21 protein-coding genes are annotated in these 21,081 nt (G+C 72.3%); 12 read left to right on the plus strand and 9 right to left on the minus strand.

The genetic code is table 11. The annotated features are described in order from the left end of the window. Positions 1-410: 410 nt before the first annotated feature. From OG624_RS17965 to OG624_RS17985, 5 genes are all read left to right on the plus strand, one after another. Entirely contained in the window at positions 411-1,520 is a 1,110-nt protein-coding gene (locus OG624_RS17965) for an ADP-ribosylglycohydrolase family protein (RefSeq protein WP_371589826.1), read from the plus strand. 89 nt (positions 1,521-1,609) lie between these two features. Further along, positions 1,610-2,470, plus strand: a complete 861-nt coding sequence (locus tag OG624_RS17970) for a TIGR03619 family F420-dependent LLM class oxidoreductase (RefSeq protein ID WP_033223771.1) — start codon at positions 1,610-1,612, stop codon at positions 2,468-2,470. Between the two features lie 53 nt (positions 2,471-2,523). Next, the gene (locus OG624_RS17975) at positions 2,524-3,090 is read left to right on the plus strand and encodes a hypothetical protein (RefSeq protein ID WP_202506906.1); all 567 of its coding nucleotides are present in this window, start codon (positions 2,524-2,526) and stop codon (positions 3,088-3,090) included. A gap of 149 nt (positions 3,091-3,239) precedes the next feature. Next, positions 3,240-3,482: a hypothetical protein gene (locus tag OG624_RS17980; RefSeq protein WP_051763551.1), complete on the plus strand. Its 243-nt coding sequence runs from the start codon at positions 3,240-3,242 to the stop codon at positions 3,480-3,482. A 115-nt stretch (positions 3,483-3,597) separates the two neighbouring features. Further along, positions 3,598-4,014 carry a VOC family protein gene (locus OG624_RS17985; RefSeq protein WP_033223770.1) on the plus strand — a complete coding sequence of 139 codons (417 nt, stop codon included), beginning with the start codon at positions 3,598-3,600 and terminating at the stop codon, positions 4,012-4,014. Positions 4,015-4,064: 50 nt separating this feature from the next. Here OG624_RS17985 and OG624_RS17990 read toward each other — a convergent pair whose 3' ends face one another. Then, positions 4,065-5,174, minus strand: coding sequence for an alkene reductase (locus tag OG624_RS17990; RefSeq protein WP_033223769.1), 1,110 nt, complete (start codon positions 5,172-5,174; stop codon positions 4,065-4,067). A 54-nt stretch (positions 5,175-5,228) separates the two neighbouring features. On the opposite strand from OG624_RS17990, the gene OG624_RS17995 reads away from it, so the two are divergent. Continuing rightward, entirely contained in the window at positions 5,229-5,600 is a 372-nt protein-coding gene (locus tag OG624_RS17995; protein ID WP_033223768.1) for a MerR family transcriptional regulator, read from the plus strand. On the opposite strand, the gene OG624_RS18000 is transcribed toward OG624_RS17995, so the two are convergent. Beyond that, positions 5,597-6,331 carry a GbsR/MarR family transcriptional regulator gene (locus OG624_RS18000; protein WP_033223767.1) on the minus strand — a complete coding sequence of 245 codons (735 nt, stop codon included), beginning with the start codon at positions 6,329-6,331 and terminating at the stop codon, positions 5,597-5,599. The genes OG624_RS17995 and OG624_RS18000 overlap by 4 nt on opposite strands. A 245-nt stretch (positions 6,332-6,576) precedes the next feature. Between OG624_RS18000 and OG624_RS18005 the strand changes: the two genes are divergently transcribed. From OG624_RS18005 to OG624_RS18015, 3 genes are read left to right on the plus strand one after another with little or no spacing between them, the layout of a single operon-like run. Next, positions 6,577-7,251 (plus strand): DUF4097 family beta strand repeat-containing protein, encoded by a 675-nt coding sequence (locus tag OG624_RS18005; protein ID WP_033223766.1) that lies wholly within the window; start codon positions 6,577-6,579, stop codon positions 7,249-7,251. A gap of 32 nt (positions 7,252-7,283) precedes the next feature. Next, on the plus strand, positions 7,284-8,249 hold the full coding sequence (locus OG624_RS18010) for a daunorubicin resistance protein DrrA family ABC transporter ATP-binding protein (protein ID WP_033223765.1): 966 nt from the start codon (positions 7,284-7,286) through the stop codon (positions 8,247-8,249). Further along, positions 8,246-9,037: an ABC transporter permease gene (locus tag OG624_RS18015; protein ID WP_033223764.1), complete on the plus strand. Its 792-nt coding sequence runs from the start codon at positions 8,246-8,248 to the stop codon at positions 9,035-9,037. The genes OG624_RS18010 and OG624_RS18015 overlap by 4 nt, the downstream gene beginning before the upstream one ends. Here the strand turns inward: OG624_RS18015 and OG624_RS18020 are convergent. The 4 genes from OG624_RS18020 to OG624_RS18035 all read right to left on the minus strand — a co-directional run bounded on the left by OG624_RS18020 (position 8,995) and on the right by OG624_RS18035 (position 12,459). Then, positions 8,995-9,447 (minus strand): hypothetical protein, encoded by a 453-nt coding sequence (locus tag OG624_RS18020; protein ID WP_033223763.1) that lies wholly within the window; start codon positions 9,445-9,447, stop codon positions 8,995-8,997. The genes OG624_RS18015 and OG624_RS18020 overlap by 43 nt on opposite strands. Positions 9,448-9,567: 120 nt before the next feature. Next, on the minus strand, positions 9,568-10,362 hold the full coding sequence (locus OG624_RS18025) for a bestrophin-like domain (RefSeq protein ID WP_033223833.1): 795 nt from the start codon (positions 10,360-10,362) through the stop codon (positions 9,568-9,570). A 91-nt stretch (positions 10,363-10,453) separates the two neighbouring features. Further along, a complete protein-coding gene (locus OG624_RS18030; protein ID WP_033223762.1) occupies positions 10,454-10,744 on the minus strand; it encodes a hypothetical protein in 291 nt (96 codons plus the stop codon). 149 nt (positions 10,745-10,893) lie between these two features. Continuing rightward, entirely contained in the window at positions 10,894-12,459 is a 1,566-nt protein-coding gene (locus OG624_RS18035) for an APC family permease (protein ID WP_033223761.1), read from the minus strand. Positions 12,460-12,978: 519 nt separating this feature from the next. On the opposite strand from OG624_RS18035, the gene OG624_RS18040 reads away from it, so the two are divergent. The 3 genes from OG624_RS18040 to OG624_RS18050 all read left to right on the plus strand — a co-directional run bounded on the left by OG624_RS18040 (position 12,979) and on the right by OG624_RS18050 (position 16,453). Next, positions 12,979-13,410, plus strand: coding sequence for a hypothetical protein (locus tag OG624_RS18040; RefSeq protein WP_371592962.1), 432 nt, complete (start codon positions 12,979-12,981; stop codon positions 13,408-13,410). A gap of 103 nt (positions 13,411-13,513) precedes the next feature. Next, positions 13,514-14,602: a DNA alkylation repair protein gene (locus OG624_RS18045; RefSeq protein WP_033223760.1), complete on the plus strand. Its 1,089-nt coding sequence runs from the start codon at positions 13,514-13,516 to the stop codon at positions 14,600-14,602. 54 nt (positions 14,603-14,656) lie between these two features. Next, the gene (locus OG624_RS18050; protein WP_371639592.1) at positions 14,657-16,453 is read left to right on the plus strand and encodes a hypothetical protein; all 1,797 of its coding nucleotides are present in this window, start codon (positions 14,657-14,659) and stop codon (positions 16,451-16,453) included. A 51-nt stretch (positions 16,454-16,504) separates the two neighbouring features. Here OG624_RS18050 and OG624_RS18055 read toward each other — a convergent pair whose 3' ends face one another. The 3 genes from OG624_RS18055 to OG624_RS18065 form a co-directional block, all read right to left on the minus strand. After that, on the minus strand, positions 16,505-17,968 hold the full coding sequence (locus tag OG624_RS18055; RefSeq protein ID WP_161290082.1) for an aldehyde dehydrogenase family protein: 1,464 nt from the start codon (positions 17,966-17,968) through the stop codon (positions 16,505-16,507). Beyond that, a complete protein-coding gene (locus OG624_RS18060) occupies positions 17,965-19,704 on the minus strand; it encodes an N-acyl-D-amino-acid deacylase family protein (protein ID WP_266442073.1) in 1,740 nt (579 codons plus the stop codon). The genes OG624_RS18055 and OG624_RS18060 overlap by 4 nt, the downstream gene beginning before the upstream one ends. A 222-nt stretch (positions 19,705-19,926) precedes the next feature. Further along, positions 19,927-21,048 carry an LLM class flavin-dependent oxidoreductase gene (locus OG624_RS18065; protein WP_266352184.1) on the minus strand — a complete coding sequence of 374 codons (1,122 nt, stop codon included), beginning with the start codon at positions 21,046-21,048 and terminating at the stop codon, positions 19,927-19,929. Between the last annotated feature and the right edge of the window lie 33 nt (positions 21,049-21,081).

The following is a 21,081-nucleotide window of genomic DNA, read 5'->3' on the forward strand; positions in this document are numbered from 1 at the left end:
GACCGGTCCGGTGGCCGACCACTTCCGGTTTCGACCGTTCGTGTCCACTACAGTGCGGGTTCGCGTGCGTGGCGGGTACGGGTAGGGACGCCGGGCATCGAGTGGACTGGTCGGCGGGGGGCGCGGTGCCGGGGATGGACGCGGGGATGGACGCAGTGAACGCGACGAACGACACGGGCTCCACGACGGGCCCCGGCCCGGTCCCGGGCGGCCCCCGCCCGGCAACCACCACTGCCGGTGCCGGTGCCGGTGCGCAAGCCGCCCCCGGGCCGAACGAGGACCCGACCGCCGCCGGCGCCCCCGCCCTCTCCCTGCACGCCCCCGCTCCCGCCGGCACCGGCAAGGCCGGCGGCACGACCCCCGCCCCCGCCGGGGCGAACCGCACGCTCGGCCGCGGCATCGCCACCGGCCTGTGGGGTCGCGTCGAGCAGCAGGACTTCCGCAGCCGGGTCCGCGGCACCCTCGTCGGCTCCGCCCTCGGCGACGCCCTCGGCGCACCCGCCGCCGGACTCTCCCTCGCCGCCCTGCGCGAGGCCCACGGCCCGGACGGCCTGACCGGTCCGGCCCCCGCCCTCGGACGCCGCGGCCGGGTCACCGCCGCCACCCAGCTCACGCTCTTCACCGTGGACGGGCTGATACGGGCCCACGTACGCCGCGACACCGGCGCCTGGCATCCGCCCACCGACCTGCACCGCGCGTACCTGCGGTGGGCCGCCACCCAGCGCGACTGGGGCCCCGACGAGCGCCGCAAGGACAACGGCTGGCTCGCGCAGGAGGAGTGGCTCTACGCCCGCCGCGCCCCGCACCGCGCCTGCCTGACCGGCTTCGCCGACGACGTCCTCGGCACCCTGGACCGGCCGAAGAACCCCACCGCCCGCGACGCGGCCGCCGCCTCCCGCTCGGCCCCCTTCGGTCTGTTGGTCGGCTGGGAGCCCGCCCTCGTCCTCCAACTGTCCGTGGAATGCGCCGCGCAGAGCCACGGCCACCCCACCGCCCACCTGTCGGCCGGAGCCGTCGCCGTCATCGTCCACGGCCTGGTCCGCGGCGACTCCCTCGACGCCGCCGTCCAGCGCGCCCTGGGCCTGCTCGGTGCCCGCCCCGGCCACCGGCCCGTCACGGACGCCCTCCAGCGAGCCCTGGCCGCCGTCACCCAGGGCTCGCCCGGCCCCGACGCCGTCGAGGCCCTCGCCGCCGACGAGGCGGGGGACGGATGCGACGCCGCCGACGCGCTCGCCACCGCCGTCTACTGCGCCCTGGTCGCCGAGGACGTCCCGCAGGGCCTGCGCCTCGCCGTCAACCACGGCGGCGACTCCATCGCCGCCGGCACGCTGTGCGGGGCCCTGTTGGGTGCCCTGCACGGCGAGACGGCCCTCCCGGCCGCCTGGCTCGCCGAACTCGAAGGCCGTGCCGCGCTGCTGGAACTCGCCGACGACTTCGCCCTGGAGATGACCCAGGGGCCGAGCCTGCACAGCCCCACCACCGCCTCCCCCGGCTGGCTGGCCCGCTACCCGCGCGGCTGAACCGCGCCCCCGGCACCTGACGCCCCCTCAACATTCGAGGGCCCAGCCCGTACCGTGGCGGGTCCCACGTCTCGGAGGTGCCAGAACACATGCGGATCGCCACGACCATCTTCCTCACCGACCGCACCATCTCCCCCGTCCGGCTGGCCCACAGCCTCGAAGAGCGCGGCTTCTCCGGCCTCTACCTCCCGGAGCACACCCACATCCCGGTCAGCCGTGAGACCGCCGCCCCGATGGGCGGCGAACTCCCCGAGATGTACGGGCGCACCCTCGACCCCTTCGTCGCCCTCGGCCAGGCCGCCGCCGTCACCGAGCGGCTGCACCTCGGCACCGGCATCACCCTGGTCGCCCAGCACGACCCGATCGACCTCGCGAAGCAGGTCGCCACCCTGGACCACCTCTCCCACGGCCGTCTCACCCTCGGCATCGGCTACGGCTGGAACGTCGAGGAGGCCGCCGACCACGGCGTCGAGTGGCGCACCCGCCGCGACCTGGTCCGCGACCGGATGGCACTGATGCGCGCCCTGTGGTCCCCCGAGCCCACCGCCTACGTGGGCCAGTACTGCTCCGTCCAGGCCAGCACCGCCTACCCGAAGCCGGTCCAGGCCCCGCGCGAACTCGCCCCCGGCGCCCCCCTGCACGGCCCGCGCACCCTGATCGGCGGCGCCGCCGGCCCCAAGCTGTTCGCCGCGATCGCCGACCACGCCGACGGCTGGCTCCCCATCGGCGGCGGCGGTCTCGGCGAGTCCCTCCCGGTGCTGCGCCGGATCTGGGAGACCGCCGGACGCGATCCGAAGTCCCTCCAGGTGGTCCCGTACGCCGTCCGGCCCACCCCCGGCAAGATGAGCCACTACGCCGACCTCGGCATCGAGGAGGTCGTCCTGCAGCTCCCCTCGGCCGCGAAGCCGGAAGTCCTGCGCACCCTGGACGAGTTCGCCCAGTACCTCTGACGGGCCGGCGAAATCCCCTCGACGCGGAACGCCACCGCGCCGATCATGACGCCATGACGAACCGAGGGGCGGCCGGCGTGGACCAGGACATCGAGAACCGGTGGGTGGCGCTCCCGGCGGGGATCCGCACCCAGGTCGACGGATTCGTCCTCCAGGACCGCCTCATGCAGGCGATCAAGCTGGTGTGGGACGCGGGCCGCGTCCAGGGCATCGGCCTGCGCGAGGCACAGGAGATGGTGCACCTGCGCTATCTGCACTTCGGCGACCGGGTGGCCCGCACCCCCGACGACCCCATCGACCTGGACTCGCTCGCCACCCTCGCCCACGGCATCCCGGGCCGGGTGGTGGCGATCGAGGCGGTCTGGGACGGGGACACCGTGCACGACTGGTTCGTGAACCTGCTGGCCATCACGGACGAACCCGTCGGGCAGAAGGGCCTCGCCACGATCCCCTGGGGTGCGGCGGAACGCGCCCTGGACGGCGCCGACACCGGCGGCCTGCACCCTTCGGCGGCGGCCGCCACCCGCGCGGGCACCGAGCTGGCCGCGCACCTCGGCGTGCCGTTCCACTTCGCCAGTCCCGACACCCCGGACGACGAAGCGCCCCGCTGGCGCCCCTGACGGTGGCACGCGCCCCGGACGCGCCCCTCTCGCACTACAGAGGGTGACCGCCATTGGGGTGAAGCACCGTTTCCAGTGAACTCTCCGTGATGTTGAGCTGGTCGCGTGCCGTCTGTCCGGCGCGTCGAACGAGATCCTAGGAGAGTGTCATGCGTATTCGCTCTGCCCTGACGGCGTCCGTCCTGGCTGCCGGCATCCTGATGGGCGGCGCCGGCGCGGCCCTGGCCAACGACGGCGTCGACATCGACTACTTCTCCGGCGGCCACAAGGCCTTCGCCTCCACCTGCTCCTCCTTCGCCGGCATTCCGGCCAAGATCGGCCCCCTGTACGCCGACAACTGCGAGAAGACCGGCGAGAAGGAGTGGGCCGAGGCCGCCCACCTGGGCGCCTGACGTCCGGTGCTCGTCGGCCGGGGGTCCACCCCACAGGGGCCCCGGCCGACGGGTCGGCCGTGCACCGGTCGGCCGAACCGCCCCTGCCCGCAGGGGGTTTCGTACGCTGGACACCATGATCGATTCACATGCTCATGTCCGCGTCGCCCGGCCCTCGCTCGACCTCGCGGCCGCCGAGCGGTTCTACGTCGACGGTCTCGGGCTGCAGGTGCAGTGGCGGAGCGCCGGGAACATGACCGGGGAGCACGCGCTGCTGATGGTCGGACCGGCCGGTGGCGCCTGGCACTTCGAGCTCACCAGGGACGCCTCGAACCCGATCCTGCCCGTGCCCACCGTCGACGACCTGTTCGTGGTCTATCTCGGTGAGGCCCCCGACGAGGCCTTGGTCCGGCGCCTGGTCGACCACGGCGGGACCCGCGTCGCCGCCCACAACCCGTACTGGGACGAGTGGGGCGTCACCGTCGCCGACCCCGACGGTTACCGGCTGGTGCTCTGCTCCCGCACCTGGGGCCAGGCCGCCGCGTCCTCGTAGGGCCGGCCCGCGGACCCGAGGCACCCCGCCGAGCGGGGGCGCCGATCCGGTCAGGCACCGAGGGCCGGGTAGTCGGTGTAGCCCTCCGCACCCTGTACGTACATCAGGAACTCCGGGCGGATCTCGTTGAGCGGTGCGTCCGTGCGCAGCCGTTCGACGAAGTCGGGGTTGGCGAGGAAGCCCCGGCCCAGTGCCACGAGGTCGGCGCCCTCGGACAGCAGGCGTTCGCCCCGCCGCTTGCCGCCGTCGGCGGCGACCTCCTCACGGGAGAGGGCCGGGTTGGCGATCAGGGTGCCGGGCCAGTCCCGGCGGATCTGCGCGAAGGCGGGCCGGTCGGGGTCGGCGTGGACCTGGTGCAGGTAGGCCGGCTTCAGGTCGGTCAGGGCCTTGACCAGCGCCGGGTAGATCTCCTCGGTGTCGCCCTCCTCGATCCCGTTGACGTCGACTCCGGGCGAGACGCGTACGCCGACCCGGTCCGCGCCGATGGCCTCGGCGACGGCCCGGACCACCTCGACGGTGAACCGGACGCGGTGGTCGACGGGGCCGCCCCACTCGTCGGTACGGCGGTTGGTGTGGGAGGAGAGGAACTGGTGCAGCAGGTGGCCGTTGGCGGAGTGCACCTCCACGCCGGCGAAGCCGGCCTCTACGGCGCCCCGGGCCGCGCTCGCGAAGTCGGCGATCGTGGTGCGGATGTCCTCGGCCGTCATCGCGCGCGGTACGACGCCGTCCCGGAGGCCGCCGGGGGTGTGCAGCGGCTCGGGGAACGCCACCGCGGACGGGGCGAGCGGCAGGTGCCCGGAGGTCGCGGGGTGGCCGACCCGGCCGCCGTGCTGGAGTTGGAGGAACATCGGCCCGCCGCCGGCGGCCCGTACGGCCTCGGTGACGCGGCGCCAGCCGGCGATCTGCGCCGGGGTGTGGATCCCGGGGATGTGCGGGTAGGTCTGCCCGACGGCGTTCGGGGTGCTGGCCTCGGCGATGATCAGCCCGGCCGAGGCGCGTTGGGCGTAGTAGGTGGCCATGAGTGCGCCGGGGACCCCGTCGACCCCGGCGCGGTTTCGGGTCAGCGGGGCCATCACCAGGCGGTTGGGCAGTTCCAGGCCTCCGAGGCGGGCGGATTCGAAGAGGCGGGAGGCGGCGGGACCGTGCTGTGTCTGCGTCATGCCCGGTACCGTAAAAGTTGACACCGGTGTCAGGTTCAAGGGCTGGGGTGGGGCATGCGGATCGGCGAACTGGCTGCGCGCACCGGGGTCGGTGAGCGTTCGTTGCGCTACTACGAGCAGCAGGGCCTGCTCGCTTCGGACCGGACGCCCGGCGGCCACCGGGACTTCCCCGAGCGGGCGGTCGACCGGGTCATCCGGATCCAGGAGTTGTACGCGGCCGGTCTGCACAGCGCGAAGATCGCGCAGATCCTGCCCTGCATGCGGGACGAGGACGGCGGCCCGTCGGTGCGCGCCACTGCGGCGTTGGTGGCCGAACTGGCCACGGAGCGGGAGCGGATCGACCGGATGATCGGCGATCTGATCCGCTCCCGCGAGGTGCTGGACGAGGTGATCGAGGCGGCGGCGGGCCGCACGAACATCGTCTAGAGCGGGTCGCCCGGAGGTGTTTCCGGCTTCGTGTGCAGGACCGCGCGCGCTTGTTCCGCGGCGCGGGTGATGCCCTCGGAGACGAAGTCCATGAAGCGGGCGATGTTCTCCAGGCGGTTGGCCGCCGGGGTGTCGGGGCCGAGGATGCTGACGCCCTGACGTGCGGTTTCTATGATCTGGGCGTTGGCGCGGGCGCTGGCGATGGTGGCCTGGTACCAGACGTCGTCGTCGACGAAGTAGCGCTCGCGGCGGCGTTCGTCGCGCTCCCTACGGACGAGGCCCTGGCCCTCCAGGAACGTGATCGCCTTGGAGATGGACGCCGGGCTGACACCGAGGCGCTGGACGAGTTCGGCCGCGGTGAGGCTGCCCGTATCCGTGAGGTAGAGGCAGGCCATCACCCGGGCCATCATCTTGGGCGTGCCGGCCTGGATGAGGACGTCGGTGAACACGTCCTCGAACGCGCGCACCGCTTCGGGGTCGCGTCCATGGGCCTGCGGGGGCGCCTCCGGGCCCCGGGGGGCGGCCTGGCTGCGCCGGTGGGCGCGGCGCTCGGTGGCGCGGTGGGCCAGGTCGGCCCGGTAGGCGTTGGGTCCGCCGTTGCGCATCACCTCGCGCGAGATCGTCGAGGTGGGACGGTCGAGACGCCGGGCGATCTCCGCGTAGGGGAGGTCGTCCGCCAGTCCCAGCGCGATCTGCTGGCGTTCCTGCTGATTGAGCCTGCCTCCCGGCATCGCGGTCTCCTTCGTGGTGCGTGCTGTGTCCCACTATAGCGTTCACTCTCATTCCATTGCAACGAACCATGCCGAGCGCGTTGCGTTAAGCCCGAAACCATTGCAATGAAATCCTACATTTGACCTGCAGTGATGCGGATTTAACGCAACGAGTCTGTTGCCAGTTCTTCGAACGCAACGTAGCTTTTCGTTCATCAGAAACCGCGGGGCGCACGGAGCGCAGCCGCTGATGAAGGAGAAGCACCATGCAGAACTTCGCCACCGCCGCCCCGATCGCCGTCGTCCTGGACGTCCCCGCCGGGCTCATCCGGTTCATCGCCGCCGACCGGGCCGACACCACCGTCGAGATCCTCCCCGCCGACGCCTCCAAGAGCCGCGACGTGAAGGCCGCCGAGCAGACCAGCGCCGAGTACAGCAACGGCGTGCTGCGGATCGCGGCCGCACCCGCGAAGAATCGGGTCCTCGGCAACCACCCGGGATCCGTCGAGATCACCGTCCAACTGCCCGCCGGCTCCCACGTCGAGGCGAAGACCGCGGCCGCCGAGTTCCGCGGCGTCGGGCGCCTCGGCGACGTCACCTTCGAGAGCGCCCAGGGCACGGTCAAGCTCGACGAGACCGCGAGCGCCCACCTCACCCTGATGGCCGGCGACGTCACCGTCGGACGCCTGGGCGGCGCCGCGCAGATCACCACCCAGAAGGGCGACCTCCACATCACCGAGGCCCAGCGCGGCACCGTCGAACTCACCACCCAGGCGGGCGACATCACCATCGGCACCGCCCGCGGGGTCTCCGCCACCCTCGACGCCGGCACCGCCTACGGCCGCGTCCACAACGCCCTCACCAACACCGACGGCGCCGCCGCCGGACTGAACATCCGCGCCACCACCTCCTACGGCGACATCACCGCCCGCAGCAACTGACCGCAGTCACCGCCCTCGAAGGAGCACTCCTCATGAGCAACCTGGCCATCGCGGCGAACGGGCTGCGAAAGTCCTACGGCGACAAGCTCGTTCTCGACGGGATCGACCTGGCGGTCCCCGCCGGCACGGTCTTCTCCCTGCTCGGCCCGAACGGCGCCGGGAAGACCACCGCCGTCAAGATCCTCTCCACCCTCCTCGGCGCGGATCCGGGCACCGGAGCCATCCACGTCAACGGGCACGACCTGGTCGCCGACCCGCAGGCCGTACGCGCCTCGATCGGCGTCACCGGCCAGTTCTCCGCCGTCGACGGCCTGATCACCGGCGAGGAGAACATGCTCCTGATGGCCGACCTGCACCACCTCTCCCGCCGCGAGGGACGGCGGGTCGCCGGCGAACTGCTGGAACGCTTCGACCTGGTCGAGGCCGCCAAGAAGCCCGCCGCGAGCTACTCCGGCGGCATGAAGCGCCGCCTCGACATCGCGATGACGCTGGTCGGCGACCCGCGGGTGATCTTCCTCGACGAGCCCACGACGGGCCTGGACCCGCGCAGCCGCCACAACATGTGGCAGATCATCCGCGAACTCGTCACGGGCGGCGTCACCGTCTTCCTCACCACCCAGTACCTGGAGGAGGCCGACCAGCTCGCCGACCGGATCGCCGTCCTCAACGACGGCAGGATCGCCGCCGAGGGCACCGCCGAGGAACTGAAGCGGCTGATCCCCGGCGGACACGTCCGGCTCCGCTTCACCGACCCGGCCGCCTACCGGTCCGCGGCCCTCGCCCTGCACGAGGTCACCCGGGACGACGAAGCACTGGCCCTGCAGATCCCCAGCGACGGCAGCCAGCGCGAACTGCGCACGGTGCTCGACCGGTTGGAGGCCGCCGGCATCGAGGCCGACGAACTGACCGTGCACACCCCCGACCTCGACGACGTGTTCTTCGCCCTCACCGGCCCGTCCACCACCGTCACCGACCAGACCGAGGAGAACGTCCGATGAGCTCCCTCTCCCTCGCCGTGCGCGACAGCTCCACGATGCTGCGCCGCAACCTCCTGCACGCCCGGCGCTACCCGTCACTGACGCTGAACCTGCTGCTCACCCCGGTGATGCTGCTGCTGCTCTTCGTCTACATCTTCGGCGACGTGATGAGCGCCGGTATGGCCGGCGGCGGCGCCGACCGCTCCGACTACATCGCCTACGTCGTCCCGGGCATCCTGCTGATGACCATCGGCAGCACCGTCATCGGCGCCGCGGTGTCCGTCTCCACCGACATGTCCGAGGGCATCATCGCCCGCTTCCGCACCATGGCGATCCACCGCGGGTCCGTGCTCGTCGGGCATGTCGTCGGCAGCGTCCTGCAGTCACTCGCCAGCGTGGTCCTCGTCGGCGCCGTCGCCGTCGCCATCGGCTTCCGCTCCACGGACGCCACGGCCCTGGAATGGCTGGCCGCGTTCGCACTGATCGCGCTCTTCGCCCTGGCGCTCACCTGGATCGCCGTCGGGATGGGCATGGCCAGCCCGAACGCCGAGGCCGCGAGCAACAGCGCGATGCCGCTGATCCTGCTGCCGCTCATCTCCAGCGCGTTCACCCCGGTCGAGGCGATGCCGGGCTGGTTCCAGCCGATCGCCCAGTACCAGCCGTTCACGCCGGCCATCGAGACCCTGCGCGGTCTGCTCCTCGGTACCGAGATCGGCTACAACGGATGGCTCGCGGTCGCCTGGTCCATCGCTCTGGCGGCGCTCGGCTACCGCTGGTCGGCGGCCTCGTTCAACCGCGACCCGAAGTAAGCGGTATGAGCCCGCGGGCCTCCTCCCGCATAACCGTCCCGCCCCTGGGCGGCGTACACCGACACGACGGTCGGGGTACGCCGCCCGTCGGCGTTCCGGGCCGCCGCGCGGACGTCCGGTGGCGGATCCGCACGGCCCACGTGCGGGGCTTCCTCGGCCATGCCGACGCTCGTCCAGAGGTGCTTGAACACCGACCACAGCCGGCGCCCGGAGCCGTCGTCGTGGGACACCGGGGCGGTCGAGGAGGGCGGGGTGCGCGGCGTCGCGGGGGCGGCGCGGGCCACGTGGACCAGGCCGGCGACCGCGGCCGCGAGGGCGGCCGCGGCCAGGGCGGCCACGACCACGAGCCGGCCGAGACGACGGCTGCGCGCCTGCGTGTGCGTGCGGGTTCGCGTGCGGGTGACGGCCATGGGAGGGCTCCTCGGGAAGCGGAGGCGGGCGCCGAGTGGTGCGCCCGTGTCTCCAGTCAGCCCGAGGGAGCGGATCGCGTCACGTCGCTGGAGTTCGGGACTTGACAGTGCGCGGCCCGCTCAGCCGGCGGCCCAGAACTGCGCCAGAGCCGCCTCCTTGTACGGCGCCGGGGTCACGCTCAGGTCCCCCGCGAAGGGCCGGTCCAGGGCCACCACCAGCAGCAGGCTGAAGCCGATCAGCCCGGCCACCGCCGATACGAAGAGCAGCTGCATCTTCAGGCTGCGCAGCCCGAACAGGAAGGTGAGCGGGACGATCACGAACGCGCCCCCGTACACCAGCACCTGGAGCAGGATCGGCAGCGAGGTCTCGGCCATGCTGACGCGGGCCCGGCGCTGGGCGGCGACGTCGTTGAGGCGGGTGACCGCCTCGGCGTAGAAGGTCTCGGCGCGGGGGCCCTGCGGTTCGTAGGCCTGGAGCGCCTGGTAGAGGGCGTGCGTCTGCGGGGCGGTCGCCTCGTAGCTCGGCCGCCCGTCGCGCATCAGCGGCCACTGCACCTCGACGACGGCGTGCGTGTACGCCCCGACCGCCTGCTGGATCCGGGCGCGGTCGGCCGGGGGGAAGGCGTCGGCGCTGCGGACGACGAGGGCCAGGTCGGTGGCCTCGCTCGCGACGATGTTCTGGGTGTTCTCCAGCTGCGTCCACAGGGTGACGACGACGAACGCGAGGATGATGCCGTAGATCGCGCCGAACATGCCGAGCGCGACCCCGACCATCTCGTTGTGGTCGCCCTGGGCCAGGTGCGGGAAGCGGCGGCGGGCGGCCAGGCTGCCGACAGCGGCGAGGCCGGTGAGGCCGCCGACCAGGAGGACGGCGATGACGAGGGTGCTGAGGTGGTTGAGCAGCCAGAGGATCATGTCCTGCTCAACGAGCACCGACGCCCGAGAACCCGGCCTCCGCCCCGGCTCCTGCGGGGAGGGGAGCCGGGCGGAGCCTCGGCGACTCGGGTCACTCGACCTTGGGGGCGTCCGGGAGCCCGGCGGTCAGGGCCGAACCCGTGCCCTTGAGGGAGGAGTCGGTGGCCTGGGTGGCGGACCCGGCGGCCTGGGCGGTCACGCCCACCGCGGTCTTGGTGTCCTGTACGGCCTGGGTCGGGTGGTCGACGATGTCGACGACGCGGCCGACGACGGGGGGCGCCTGCCCGGCGGGCTCGTCGGCGTGCGCGGCGACGGGGATCAGTGCGAGGGCGGCACCACCGGAGACGACCAGGGCGGAGAGGGTGCGCTTCATGGCGTTCATGCCCGGCCCAACGACCCCGCCATACCCCGGGTCACCGCCCGAGGCCCCGGGAAGTGGCCCCGCAACGCCCGCGGCCCCGGATCGGGGGAATCGATCCGGGGCCTCGGGCATGACTCAGCGGGGGGGGGAGCGCGGTGGCGCGGGGACGGTCAGTCCTCGACCACCAGGGACGGGGTGGACTTCGTCAGGACCTCGCCGCGGAAGAAGGCCGGGCTGCGGCGCTCGGTGACGAACATGATCACCAGGCCGAGGGCCAGCAGGCCGACGCCGATGACGAAGACGTTGCCGACGTCGAGGCCGGGGAGCGTGGAACCGGAGCCGTAGGCCGGGTCCCAGGCGTCGTACAGGGTCTTGAAGAAGACCGCGGCCAGCAGCACGCCGCCCAGGATCGGGAAGACGCCCTTGAAGAACAGGTCGCGGGCGGAGCGGCGCAGCTCGCCGCGGAAGTACCAGACGCAGGCGAAGGCCGTGAGCGAGTAGTAGAAGCAGATCATCAGGCCGAGCGCGAAGATCGTGTCGGTGAGGACGTTCTCGCTGACCAGGGTCATGACCGTGTAGAAGGCGCCGGTCGCGACGCCCGCCATGACGGTGGCACGGCCCGGGGTCTTGAAGCGCGGGTGGACCTTGGCGTAGGAGGCCGGCAGGGCCTCGTACGTGGACATGGCCAGGACCGTGCGGGCGACCGGGATGAAGGTGGTCTGCAGGGAGGCCGCGGCGGAGGCCAGGACGGCGACGAAGAGCAGGATGCCGAGGACCGGGCCCATGACGGGGCCGGCGAGGGCGGCGAAGACGTTGCCGGAGGTCTCCTCGTTGGCGAGGCCGAGGCCCTCTCCGCCGGAGCCGACGGCCATCTGGGCGGCGATGCCGGTGGCCAGGTACGAGCCGACCAGGACGACCATCGCGATGAGCGAGGCGCGGCCGGGGGTCTTGGTCGAGCCGGTGGTCTCCTCGTTGGTGGCCAGGCACGCGTCCCAGCCCCAGTACATGAAGATCGAGAGCGAGAGTCCGGCGGTGAAGGCCGCCATGGACTCGACCGCGAAGGGGTTCATCCAGGACCAGGAGAAGTCCAGGCCGGTGTCGAAGGTGCCGGCGGAGGCCTTCTGGAAGGCCATGGCGACGAAGATCGCGAGCACGACGAGCTGGAGGCCGACGAGGGCGTACTGGACGCCCTTGGTGGCGGTCATGCCGCGGTAGCTGATGGCGGTCGCGACGGCGATCAGGGTGAGGCAGGTGGCGATGTGGACGAGCTTGTTGTCGTCCAGGGCGGCGATCGACGCGTTGTTCGTGACCTCGCCGGCCAGCAGCCAGAAATACGAGGTGGCGACGCCCGCGAGGTTGGAGAGCACGATGATCGTGGCGATCACCAGGCCCCAGCCGCACATCCAGCCGATCCGCGGACCGAAGGCCTTGACGGTCCAGGTGAAGGAGGTGCCGCAGTCCGGCATGGCCTTGTTGAGCTCGCGGTAGGCGAAGGCGACCAGGAGCATCGGGAGGAAACCGGCGAGGAAGATCGCGGGCATCTGCATGCCGACCTCACCGGCGGTGGAGCCGAGGGTCGAGGTCAGGCAGTAGACGGGGGCGACGGTGGAGATGCCGATGACGGCGCTTCCGACCAGTCCGACGGAGCCCTTGCCGAGGCCCTTGCCGCGAACGTCGCCGTCGGCGACGCCGCTTACCGTGTCTCCGGCCCGAGGCCGAACGTCCAGCTGAGTCATGAGTCAGGACGTTAGATGCTGCGTTTTCCACATCTGGACGATCGAAGTCCGGAAGTCGGCACCCCCGAATGCCTTCGAATCTTGAGATCGAGACAGTTCACAAGCACTTAATGCAAGGTTCACCTTCGCGCGCGCCCACGCTTCGAGAGGCTCGACCGAGACTCTTTCGGCATGCGGAAACCGCAGCCATGTCCGTTTTGCGCGTTTTCAAAGTTTCCGTCGTGACTTTGCGGTGACCAGTGGTAACAGGGGCCCTGGACGGGTTTGCCGCGGACATGACCATCGCCCTGGAGTCGCCGCCGTTCAAGGTCATTTACACGGGGGACGAAGACACGCGACGGGAGCGGCGGCAGCGCGTCGTCGGTCATCGGCGGCCCCGGCGCGGACGGCGGCACCGGCGCCGCCACCGACGGCGGACCCGACGAGGGCACCCTGGAGAACCCCACCAAGAACGGCGGGGTCAACGGGAACGCGCCCAAGGACGGCACGGCCTTCCAGAAGCTCCCCGAGGCGGCGACCATGGCCGCGGCCGCCCGCTTCGTCAACGGCTTCACCCCGTGCGACCCGATCAAGACCGTCCCCGCGGGCAGCCACCCGAGCACGGGCCCGGACGAGAAGCTCCTCCAGGCCGGCACCGTCATCGAGCGCGGCACCTGCGGCAGCCGAGGCCGCACCAGCATCTACATGATCAAGGACGCGAAGGCCTTCCAGACCGCCTTCAAGGCGGAGACGGACGCCGGGGACGGCGGCGGCAACCCCAACCAGGGCATCGCCGTCGGCCAGGACTTCGCCATGGGATCCGAGAGCTCGGACGCCATGAGCGCCCTGCTGCAGCCGCAGGCCGGCCTGCTCATGCTCAACTGCCACCCCGACTTCAAGCCGCCGAGCGGCTACCGCAAGGAGCCGGCCCTGGTGAAGGGCTGCGTCCTCACCGACTACTACGTGGACTGAGCCGGGTACGAGGGTCGGCCCACGGACCGGATCAGGATCGAGCGAGAGGAACGGCGTCCCGGAACCTTCTCCGGACCGGGACGCCATCGGCGAGACTGACCCCATGCCCACGGCCGATGAACTCCTCAGCGCGGATACCGTCACCACCCTGGCCCGACTGCTCGCCGACGCGGGCGGCCGCCGGTCCTCACCGGCCCTGCGCGCCCGCGCCGCCACCCTCGACGGGCTGACCTTCAGCGGCCGCGTCACCGCCGTCCGCGACGCCGTGCTCGACGACCTCCCCGACACGTGGCCCGCCTTCGAGGCCGTCGTGCGCACCGCCCTCGACCGGCCCGGCTTCGAGGGCTGGATGACCTTCCCCGTCGGCGAGGCCGTCGCCGTCCGCGGCCTGGAGGTCTTCGAGCCCGGGCTGGACCTGCTGCACGACCTCACCTCCCGGCTCACCGCCGAGTCCGCCGTACGGCCCTTCCTGCGCGCCGACCCGGACCGCGCCCTGGCCGTCGTACAGAAGTGGACGGACGACCCGGACCCGCACGTACGCCGCCTCGCCAGCGAGGGCACCCGGCCCCGGCTGCCGTGGGCTCCGCAGCTGCCCGCCTTCATCGCCGACCCGCGCCCGGCCGTGCCCGTGCTGGACGCCCTGTACCGCGACGGGTCCGAGTACGTGCGCCGCTCCGTCTCCAACCACCTCAACGACATCAGCCGCGACCATCCCGCCCTCGCGGTCGAGACGGCGGCCCGCTGGCTGGCCGAGCCCGAGGCCACGACCGACCGGGTCGTACGCCACGGACTGCGGACCCTGATCAAGGCCGGCCGGCCCGAGGCGCTGACCCTGCTCGGCCACTCCCCCGACGTGGCCGTGGCCGTGAGCGGCCCGGTCGTCGCCGAGCCCCGGGTCGCCGTCGGCGAGTACCTCGTCTTCGACTGGACGGTCACCAACACCGGCCCGCTCCCGGCGCAGCTGGTCATCGACTACGTCGTCCACCACGCGAAGGCCAACGGCACCCGCACCCCCAAGGTGTTCAAACTCGTCACGCGCGCCCTCGCCCCCGGCGAGACCCTCGGCGGTACCAAGCGGCACTCCTTCAAGCCCATCACCACCCGCCGCTACCACTCGGGCGAGCACCTGGTGCAGCTCCAGATCAACGGCCGGGTCCGCGGCGAGGCCTCTTTTTCGCTGGACGCGTCCTGACCCCGCCTGACAACCTCTCGGCATGACCTACGGAATCGAGTCCCACACCGCCCGATGAGCGTCCGCGACGAGCGCGAGCCGCTCGCCCCCCGGACGACGTCCCTGTACGACTACGCCCTCTTCCGGCACGGCATCGAGCCGGACGGCACGGTCCCCCACAAGGGCTTTCCGCTGCCCGACGGGCCACCGCCTCCGGGGCCCGGCCGCAAGGACCGGACCTGGCAACAGGCGGGGGCCGAAGTCACCGACGCCCTCACGCCCCCGCTCGCCGACCCCGACCCGGTACGCGCCGCGGAGGCCGTCCACCGGCGGGTCGCCGAACTGGCCCTGACCCACCGATCCCTGCGCGCCCACACCGCACGGCTGGCGCTCGCCGACGAGGACGCCGCCCGGCGCACCGCCCGGCAGCTGATCCGCACCGGTACGGACGCGGCGGCCGTCGGGGTCGGCATGGCCCTGCTGATCCGCCTCGGCGAGCCCGAGGACGTGCCCTGGCTCAAGGCCCTCGGCATGCTCCGCGGGCTGGCGGACTCCGCGATCGCCGCACTCGACCCGCTCGACCGGCAGGCCGCCGCCCTGCTGGTGATCCGCGTCCGCGACCGCTCCGAGCGGCTGACCCCGCTGACCGAGGCGATCACCTCCGGCGACACGGAGGCCGTCCGGTCGGCGCTGCTCTCCCTGCCGGACGAGCCGCAGGCCATGTGGCTCGCCCGCCGCATCGCCGAGGCCGCCGACCTGCGCGGGCTGCTGCGGGCCCGCCCGCAGGACGCCGAGCTGCTCGCGCTGACCGGCCGGCTGCTGCACCGGATGGCCGACCGGTCGGACAGCCGCGCCGACGTCCTCGACTACCGGCCCGCCCGATCCGTGTACGAGGCCCTGGTCCGGCACGCCGACCGGCTGCCCCCGACCCCGGAGCACCGTTCGCTGCTGCTGTCGGTCGCCCTCGACCTGCACAGCGGCCCCGCCGTCCTCCTCAACTGGCGGCCCGGACGGCGCCGGGCCCTGCTCGACGCCCTGGACCGGCTACTGCCCGCGGCCGCGCCGGAGCCCGTACCCGCGGACCGGCGGGCGGACTGGTTCCGGCGCAACCGGCACCTCCCCTTCGCCCGCACGGAGCAGGCCGGGGACCCGCCTCGGTGGGAGCTGGTCGTCGTCCACGGTCCCGAGGACGACGACGGCATCGAGACCCGGATCCTGATCGACGGGATCCCGCTGGTCCCCGCGCTGTTCGGCAGGGGCCGGGGCCACCCGCCCGAGTACCTGATCGACAGCGGCCGGCTCCGTGCCACGGCGGAGCCGCGCGAGGTACAGCTCTGCGAGGCCTACTGCACCGAAGGCTGCTGCGGCGCGCTGTACGTGACGATCCGGCGGGACGGCGACGAGGTGGTGTGGGACGGCTGGCGCGGCGCGATCGGCCCGCCCCCGCCCGCGTACCGCTTCGACGCCGCCGCCTACGACGCCGAGCTCGCCCGCACCGAACAGGACCACTCCTGGTGCCGGCCCGCGCGCAGCACCGCCCGCCTGATCGCGGCCGGCCTGCGCGACCGGCCCGAACTGACGACCCGCTGGGACATGACGCCCGGCTGGATCGGAACCGACCGGAGCGATACGGACACGACGGTGGTGCGGCTCAGGTACACGCCGTCCGCGCCGCCTCCCGGCACCGGCGGATCGCTGTACTTCGAGTGGCGGCTGCCCGACGAGGACGTCCCGCCCCGGGCACGGGCGGACGCCGCCCTGCGACGGCTGGAGACGCAGGACCCGAAGACCTTCGCCACCTATCGCGGAGGCAACGCCGCACTGGCCGAGGCGCTCGGCCACCGCCCACCCCCGCCCGCCCCGCGGGCATGACCCGGTCCGGCCGGGGGCCACCCGCCCCCGGCCGGACCCGGCGCCGCCGTCTCAGCCCGGCCAGACGATCGACTGGACCTCGCTGTAGGCGTGCAGGGCGTACGAGCCGACGTCGCGGCCCACCCCGCTGCGCTTGAAGCCGCCGAACGGGGCCTCCATGTTGCGGCCGATGGTGTTCACGCCGACCCCGCCCGCGCGCAGCCGCCGCGCGATGCGGAAGGCGCGCGCCGAGTCCCCGGACCACACGTAGCTGAGCAGGCCGAAGTCGCTGTCGTTGGCCAGCCGGACCGCTTCGTCCTCGTCGCCGTCGAAGGGGACGACCACGACGACCGGGCCGAAGATCTCCTCACGGACCACCCGCATGTCGTTGGTGCAGTCCACGAGCAGGGTCGGGGCGACGTAGAAGCCCCGGCCGTCGCCGACCACGGGGCGCTCGCCGCCGTACGCGATCCGCGCGCCCTCCTTCTTCCCCAGCTCGATGTACGACTCCACGCGGTCGCGGTGCGCCGCCGAGATCACCGGGCCGACGACCGTGCCCCGCTCGGCGGGGTCGCCGACCTTCATGAAGGCCAGGTAGCCGGTGAGCTTCTCGACGAGCTGCTCGTAGACCGACCGGTGGACGATCACCCGGGTGGGAGCGGTGCAGATCTGGCCGGAGTAGAAGGAGAAGGTGGTGCCGATGCCCATCACCGCCGCGTCCAGGTCGGCGTCGTCCATGACGACGGCCGCGCCCTTGCCGCCGAGTTCCATCAGCTGCCGCTTCATCGTGCGGCCGCAGACCTCCGCGATGCGTTGGCCGACGCCGGTGGAGCCGGTGAAGGACACCATGTCGACGTACGGGGAGTCCACGGCTGCCTCGCCGACCTCCACCGACTGCCCGCCGACCACGTTGACGACGCCCGCCGGAACGCCGGCCTCGTGCAGCGCCTGCGCCATCCGGAAGACGGACAGCGGGTCCTGCGGGGCCGGCTTGACGACGACCGTGTTGCCCATGGCCAGGGCGGGTGCGACCTTGCCCGCCGGGTTCGCCCACGGGTTGTTGTAGGAGGTGATGCAGGTGACCACGCCGACCGGCTGGCGGACCTCCAGCGCGCCCAGGATGCTCGCCCTCCCCATCGGACCGGCCTCGGTGACCTGCGGCGGCAGGCCCTTCTCGACCGGCTCCAGCGCCCCCTTGGCGTACCGGCGGAAGCGGGCCACGCCCACGCCGACCTGCATCCCGCGCGCGATCCCGGTCGGGGCGCCCGTCTCCGCCTGGGCCAGGGCCGTCCACGGCTCGAACTCGCGCTGCATGATGTCCGCGGCCCGGTCGAGGATCGCCGCCCGGGTCTCCGGCGCCGTGCGCGACCAGCTCTCGAAGGCCTCGGCCGCGGCGCGGGCCGCGTCCGCGACCTGTTCGCGCGAGGCCTCGGGGGCGAGCCCGACCACCGACTCGTCGGCCGGGTTCACCACGTCGTAGTGGCCGCCGGCCGGCTCCACCCACTCGCCGCCGATGTACAGGGGTTGTGCGTTCAACGGGTGCTCACCGTCCTCGTGTCCCGGCCGGACCGGAGCACGATGCCCGGCACGGCCCCCGTCACCTGGTCGTCGCGGATGGTCTCCACGCCGTTGACCCGTACCGAGACGATGCCGATGGCCCGCGCGTCCAGCCGCGGGCTGTCCCCGGGCAGGTCGTGGACCAGGGTCGCGGGACCGGCCTCGATCCGCTCCGGGTCGAAGAGGACCAGGTCGGCGTGGAAGCCCTCGGCGAGGCGGCCGCGCTCGCGCAGCCCGAACAACTGGGCCGGGTCGTCGGTGAGCATGCGTACGGCCTGCTCCAGCGGGACGAGCTTGCGTCCGCGCAGGCAGTCGCCGAGGAAGCGGGTCGTGTACGGGGCTCCGCACATCCGGTCCAGGTGCGCGCCGGCGTCGGAGCCGCCGAGCATGACGTCCTCGTGCTGCCAGGTCTCCTGGCGCAGGGCCCAGCTCGCCGGGTCGTTGTCGGTGGGCATCGGCCAGAGGATCGTGCGCAGGTCGTCGTTGGCGCAGATCTCCACCAGACAGTGGAAGGGGTCCTGGCCGCGTTCGGCGGCGATGTCGTTCACGACCCGGCCGGAGAGGCCCTCGTTCTCCTTGCTGTACGTGTCGCCTATGACGTACCGGCCGAAGTGGGCGAGGCGCCGGAAGACTCCGGCCTCCTTGCTGTCGGCGCGGCGCAGCATCTCGGCGCGTACGTCGGCGTCGCGGAGCTTCGCGATCCGCTCGGGGACGGGCAGGCCGAGGATCTCGCCCCAGCCGGGGATGAGGTTGAGCGCGCAGAAGGTCCCGAGCGACATGTTCATGGGGGTGAGGATCGGCATGGTCAGCGCGACGATCCGGCCGCCGGCCTTGCGGGCGCGCTCGCTCGGGATGAGCTGGCGCGGGACGCGTTCGGGGACGGAGGCGTCGATGGTGAGGACGTTCCAGTTGAGGGGCCGGCCGGCGGCGGCGCTCATCTCCACGAAGAGGTCGATCTCGTCGTCCGAGAACTGGTCGAGGCAGCCGGCGACGATCGCCTCCAACTGGGTGCCCTCGTGTTCGGCGACGGCCTCGGACAGGGCGAGCAGTTCGGCGGGGCGGGCGTGGCGGGAGGCCACGGGGGCGCCGGAACCGTCGGAGTGGGTGGAGGACTGGGTGGTGGACAGTCCCCAGGCGCCGGCGTTCATGGCGTCGTGGAAGAGGTCGAGCATCTGCCGCATCTGCTCGGGGGTGGGCTGGCCGCCGACGGCGTCCTCGCCCATCACGTGCCGGCGCAGGGCGCAGTGGCCGACCATGAACCCGGCGTTGACGGCGATCCGGCCCTCCAAGGCGTCGAGGTACTCGCCGAAGGTGGACCAGGTCCAGTCGACGCCCTCCTCCAGGGCCTTGAGGGCCATGCCCTCGACCTTGCTCATCATGCGGCGGGTGTAGTCGGCGTCCTCGGGGCGGGCGGGGTTGAGCGGGGCCAGGGTGAAGCCGCAGTTGCCGCCGGCGACGGTGGTGACGCCGTGGTTCATGGAGGGCGTGGCGTAGGGGTCCCAGAAGAGCTGGGCGTCGTAGTGCGTGTGCGGGTCGATGAAGCCGGGGGTGAGGACCAGCCCGGTGGCGTCCTCGGTGGTGCGGGCCTCTTCGGTGACGGTGCCGGGTGCGGCTATCGCCGCGATCCGGCCGTCGCGTATCCCCACGTCTGCGACGCGGGCGGGGGCGCCGGTGCCGTCCACGACGGTCGCGCCCTTGATCAGGTGGTCGAGCATGACGTCCCTTCTGCCGGAGTTCGCGTTGCGGCCCGTCTCGTGGGGCTCCGCCCCACACCCCGCGCCTCAAACGCCGGCGGGGCTGAAATTCCCAGCCTCGCCGGCGTTTGAGGCGCGGGGCTGCGGGGGCGGAGCCCCCGCGTGCCCCGGCCGGTGGCCGCCCGGCCGGGGCCGGTGCGGGACGGCGGTCCGGGAAGACGCCGTCCCCGTATCCCCGCCGGGTCAGACGGCCTGGCGGAAGCGGGTCGTTCGGTGGATCGGGTCCGTGTCGATGTGCGGGATGACGTGTTCGCCGATCAGCTTGATCGTCGTCATGGTGTCCTCGGGCGAGACGCCGGTCGGCAGGCCGAAGGACAGCTGGTCGGCGCCGGCCTGCTCCCAGCGCTTGCACTGGGCGCGGACCTCCGACGGGTCGCCGCAGATCAGGAGTTCCTCGGCGATCAGGAGCTCGATGATCTCCGCGTTGTACTCCGGCAGGGTCTCGGGCCACTGCGGGATCGCCTCGGGCCGCGGGAAGGTGTCGTGGTAGCGGAAGACCAGCGACTGGAAGCGGTTCATGTTGGCGTTGACGGCGATCTCGACGGCCTTGTCGTGGGTCTCGGCGCAGATCGCGGTCGAGGTGACCATGACGTTGTCGTTGACGAAGGCGCCGATGGCCTTCGCCTCCCGGATGGCCGTCTTGTACTGGTCGAGGACCCACTCCATGTCGGAGACCTTCTGCACGCTGAAGCCCAGCACGCCGAGGCCCTTCTTCGCCGCCATCGCGTAGGAGGACGGGGAGCCGGCGGCGTACCACATGGCCGGGTGGGCCTTGCCGTACGGCTTGGGGAAGACCTTGCGCGGCGGGAGCGACCAGTGCTTGCCCTGGAACCCCTCGTACTCCTCCTGGAGGAACATCTTGGGGAATTCCGCGATGGTCTCCTCCCAGATCTCCTTGGTGCCGTTCATGTCCTCGATGCCCGGCAGGAAGCCGAGGATCTCGTGGCTGCCGGCGCCGCGGCCGGTGCCGAACTCGAAGCGGCCCTTGGAGAGGTGGTCGAGCATGGCGACCTTCTCGGCCACCTTGACCGGGTGGTTCACCGGGGCGAGCGGGTTGAAGATGCCGGATCCGAGGTGGATGCGCTCGGTGGCGTGGGCGAGGTACCCGAGGAACACCTCGTTCGCCGACAGGTGCGAGTACTCCTCCAGGAAGTGGTGCTCGGAGGCCCAGGCGTACTTGAAGCCGGACTTGTCCGCCTGTATGACGTACTCGGTCTCCTCGATCAGCGCCTTGTGCTCTGCCTCGGGGTCGACCTTGGACCGCGCCTCAGGCACGTATCCCTGCACAAAGAGCCCGAATTCCAAGGGGGTTCACCGTCCTTTGGTTTCTGACGTTCC

Source organism: Streptomyces virginiae (genome assembly GCF_041432505.1).
GTDB lineage: Bacteria > Actinomycetota > Actinomycetes > Streptomycetales > Streptomycetaceae > Streptomyces > Streptomyces virginiae_A.

Coding starts and splice junctions, on each gene's coding strand:
- OG624_RS17970 (WP_033223771.1), top strand. CDS start 1,610: ATGCGGATCGCCACGACCATCTTCCTCACCGACCGCACCATCTCCCCC.
- OG624_RS17975 (WP_202506906.1), top strand. CDS start 2,524: ATGACGAACCGAGGGGCGGCCGGCGTGGACCAGGACATCGAGAACCGG.
- OG624_RS17980 (WP_051763551.1), top strand. CDS start 3,240: ATGCGTATTCGCTCTGCCCTGACGGCGTCCGTCCTGGCTGCCGGCATC.
- OG624_RS17985 (WP_033223770.1), top strand. CDS start 3,598: ATGATCGATTCACATGCTCATGTCCGCGTCGCCCGGCCCTCGCTCGAC.
- OG624_RS17990 (WP_033223769.1), bottom strand. CDS start 5,174: ATGACGCAGACACAGCACGGTCCCGCCGCCTCCCGCCTCTTCGAATCC.
- OG624_RS17995 (WP_033223768.1), top strand. CDS start 5,229: ATGCGGATCGGCGAACTGGCTGCGCGCACCGGGGTCGGTGAGCGTTCG.
- OG624_RS18000 (WP_033223767.1), bottom strand. CDS start 6,331: ATGCCGGGAGGCAGGCTCAATCAGCAGGAACGCCAGCAGATCGCGCTG.
- OG624_RS18005 (WP_033223766.1), top strand. CDS start 6,577: ATGCAGAACTTCGCCACCGCCGCCCCGATCGCCGTCGTCCTGGACGTC.
- OG624_RS18010 (WP_033223765.1), top strand. CDS start 7,284: ATGAGCAACCTGGCCATCGCGGCGAACGGGCTGCGAAAGTCCTACGGC.
- OG624_RS18015 (WP_033223764.1), top strand. CDS start 8,246: ATGAGCTCCCTCTCCCTCGCCGTGCGCGACAGCTCCACGATGCTGCGC.
- OG624_RS18020 (WP_033223763.1), bottom strand. CDS start 9,447: ATGGCCGTCACCCGCACGCGAACCCGCACGCACACGCAGGCGCGCAGC.
- OG624_RS18025 (WP_033223833.1), bottom strand. CDS start 10,362: ATGATCCTCTGGCTGCTCAACCACCTCAGCACCCTCGTCATCGCCGTC.
- OG624_RS18030 (WP_033223762.1), bottom strand. CDS start 10,744: ATGAACGCCATGAAGCGCACCCTCTCCGCCCTGGTCGTCTCCGGTGGT.
- OG624_RS18035 (WP_033223761.1), bottom strand. CDS start 12,459: ATGACTCAGCTGGACGTTCGGCCTCGGGCCGGAGACACGGTAAGCGGC.
- OG624_RS18040 (WP_371592962.1), top strand. CDS start 12,979: ATGGCCGCGGCCGCCCGCTTCGTCAACGGCTTCACCCCGTGCGACCCG.
- OG624_RS18045 (WP_033223760.1), top strand. CDS start 13,514: ATGCCCACGGCCGATGAACTCCTCAGCGCGGATACCGTCACCACCCTG.
- OG624_RS18050 (WP_371639592.1), top strand. CDS start 14,657: ATGAGCGTCCGCGACGAGCGCGAGCCGCTCGCCCCCCGGACGACGTCC.
- OG624_RS18060 (WP_266442073.1), bottom strand. CDS start 19,704: ATGCTCGACCACCTGATCAAGGGCGCGACCGTCGTGGACGGCACCGGC.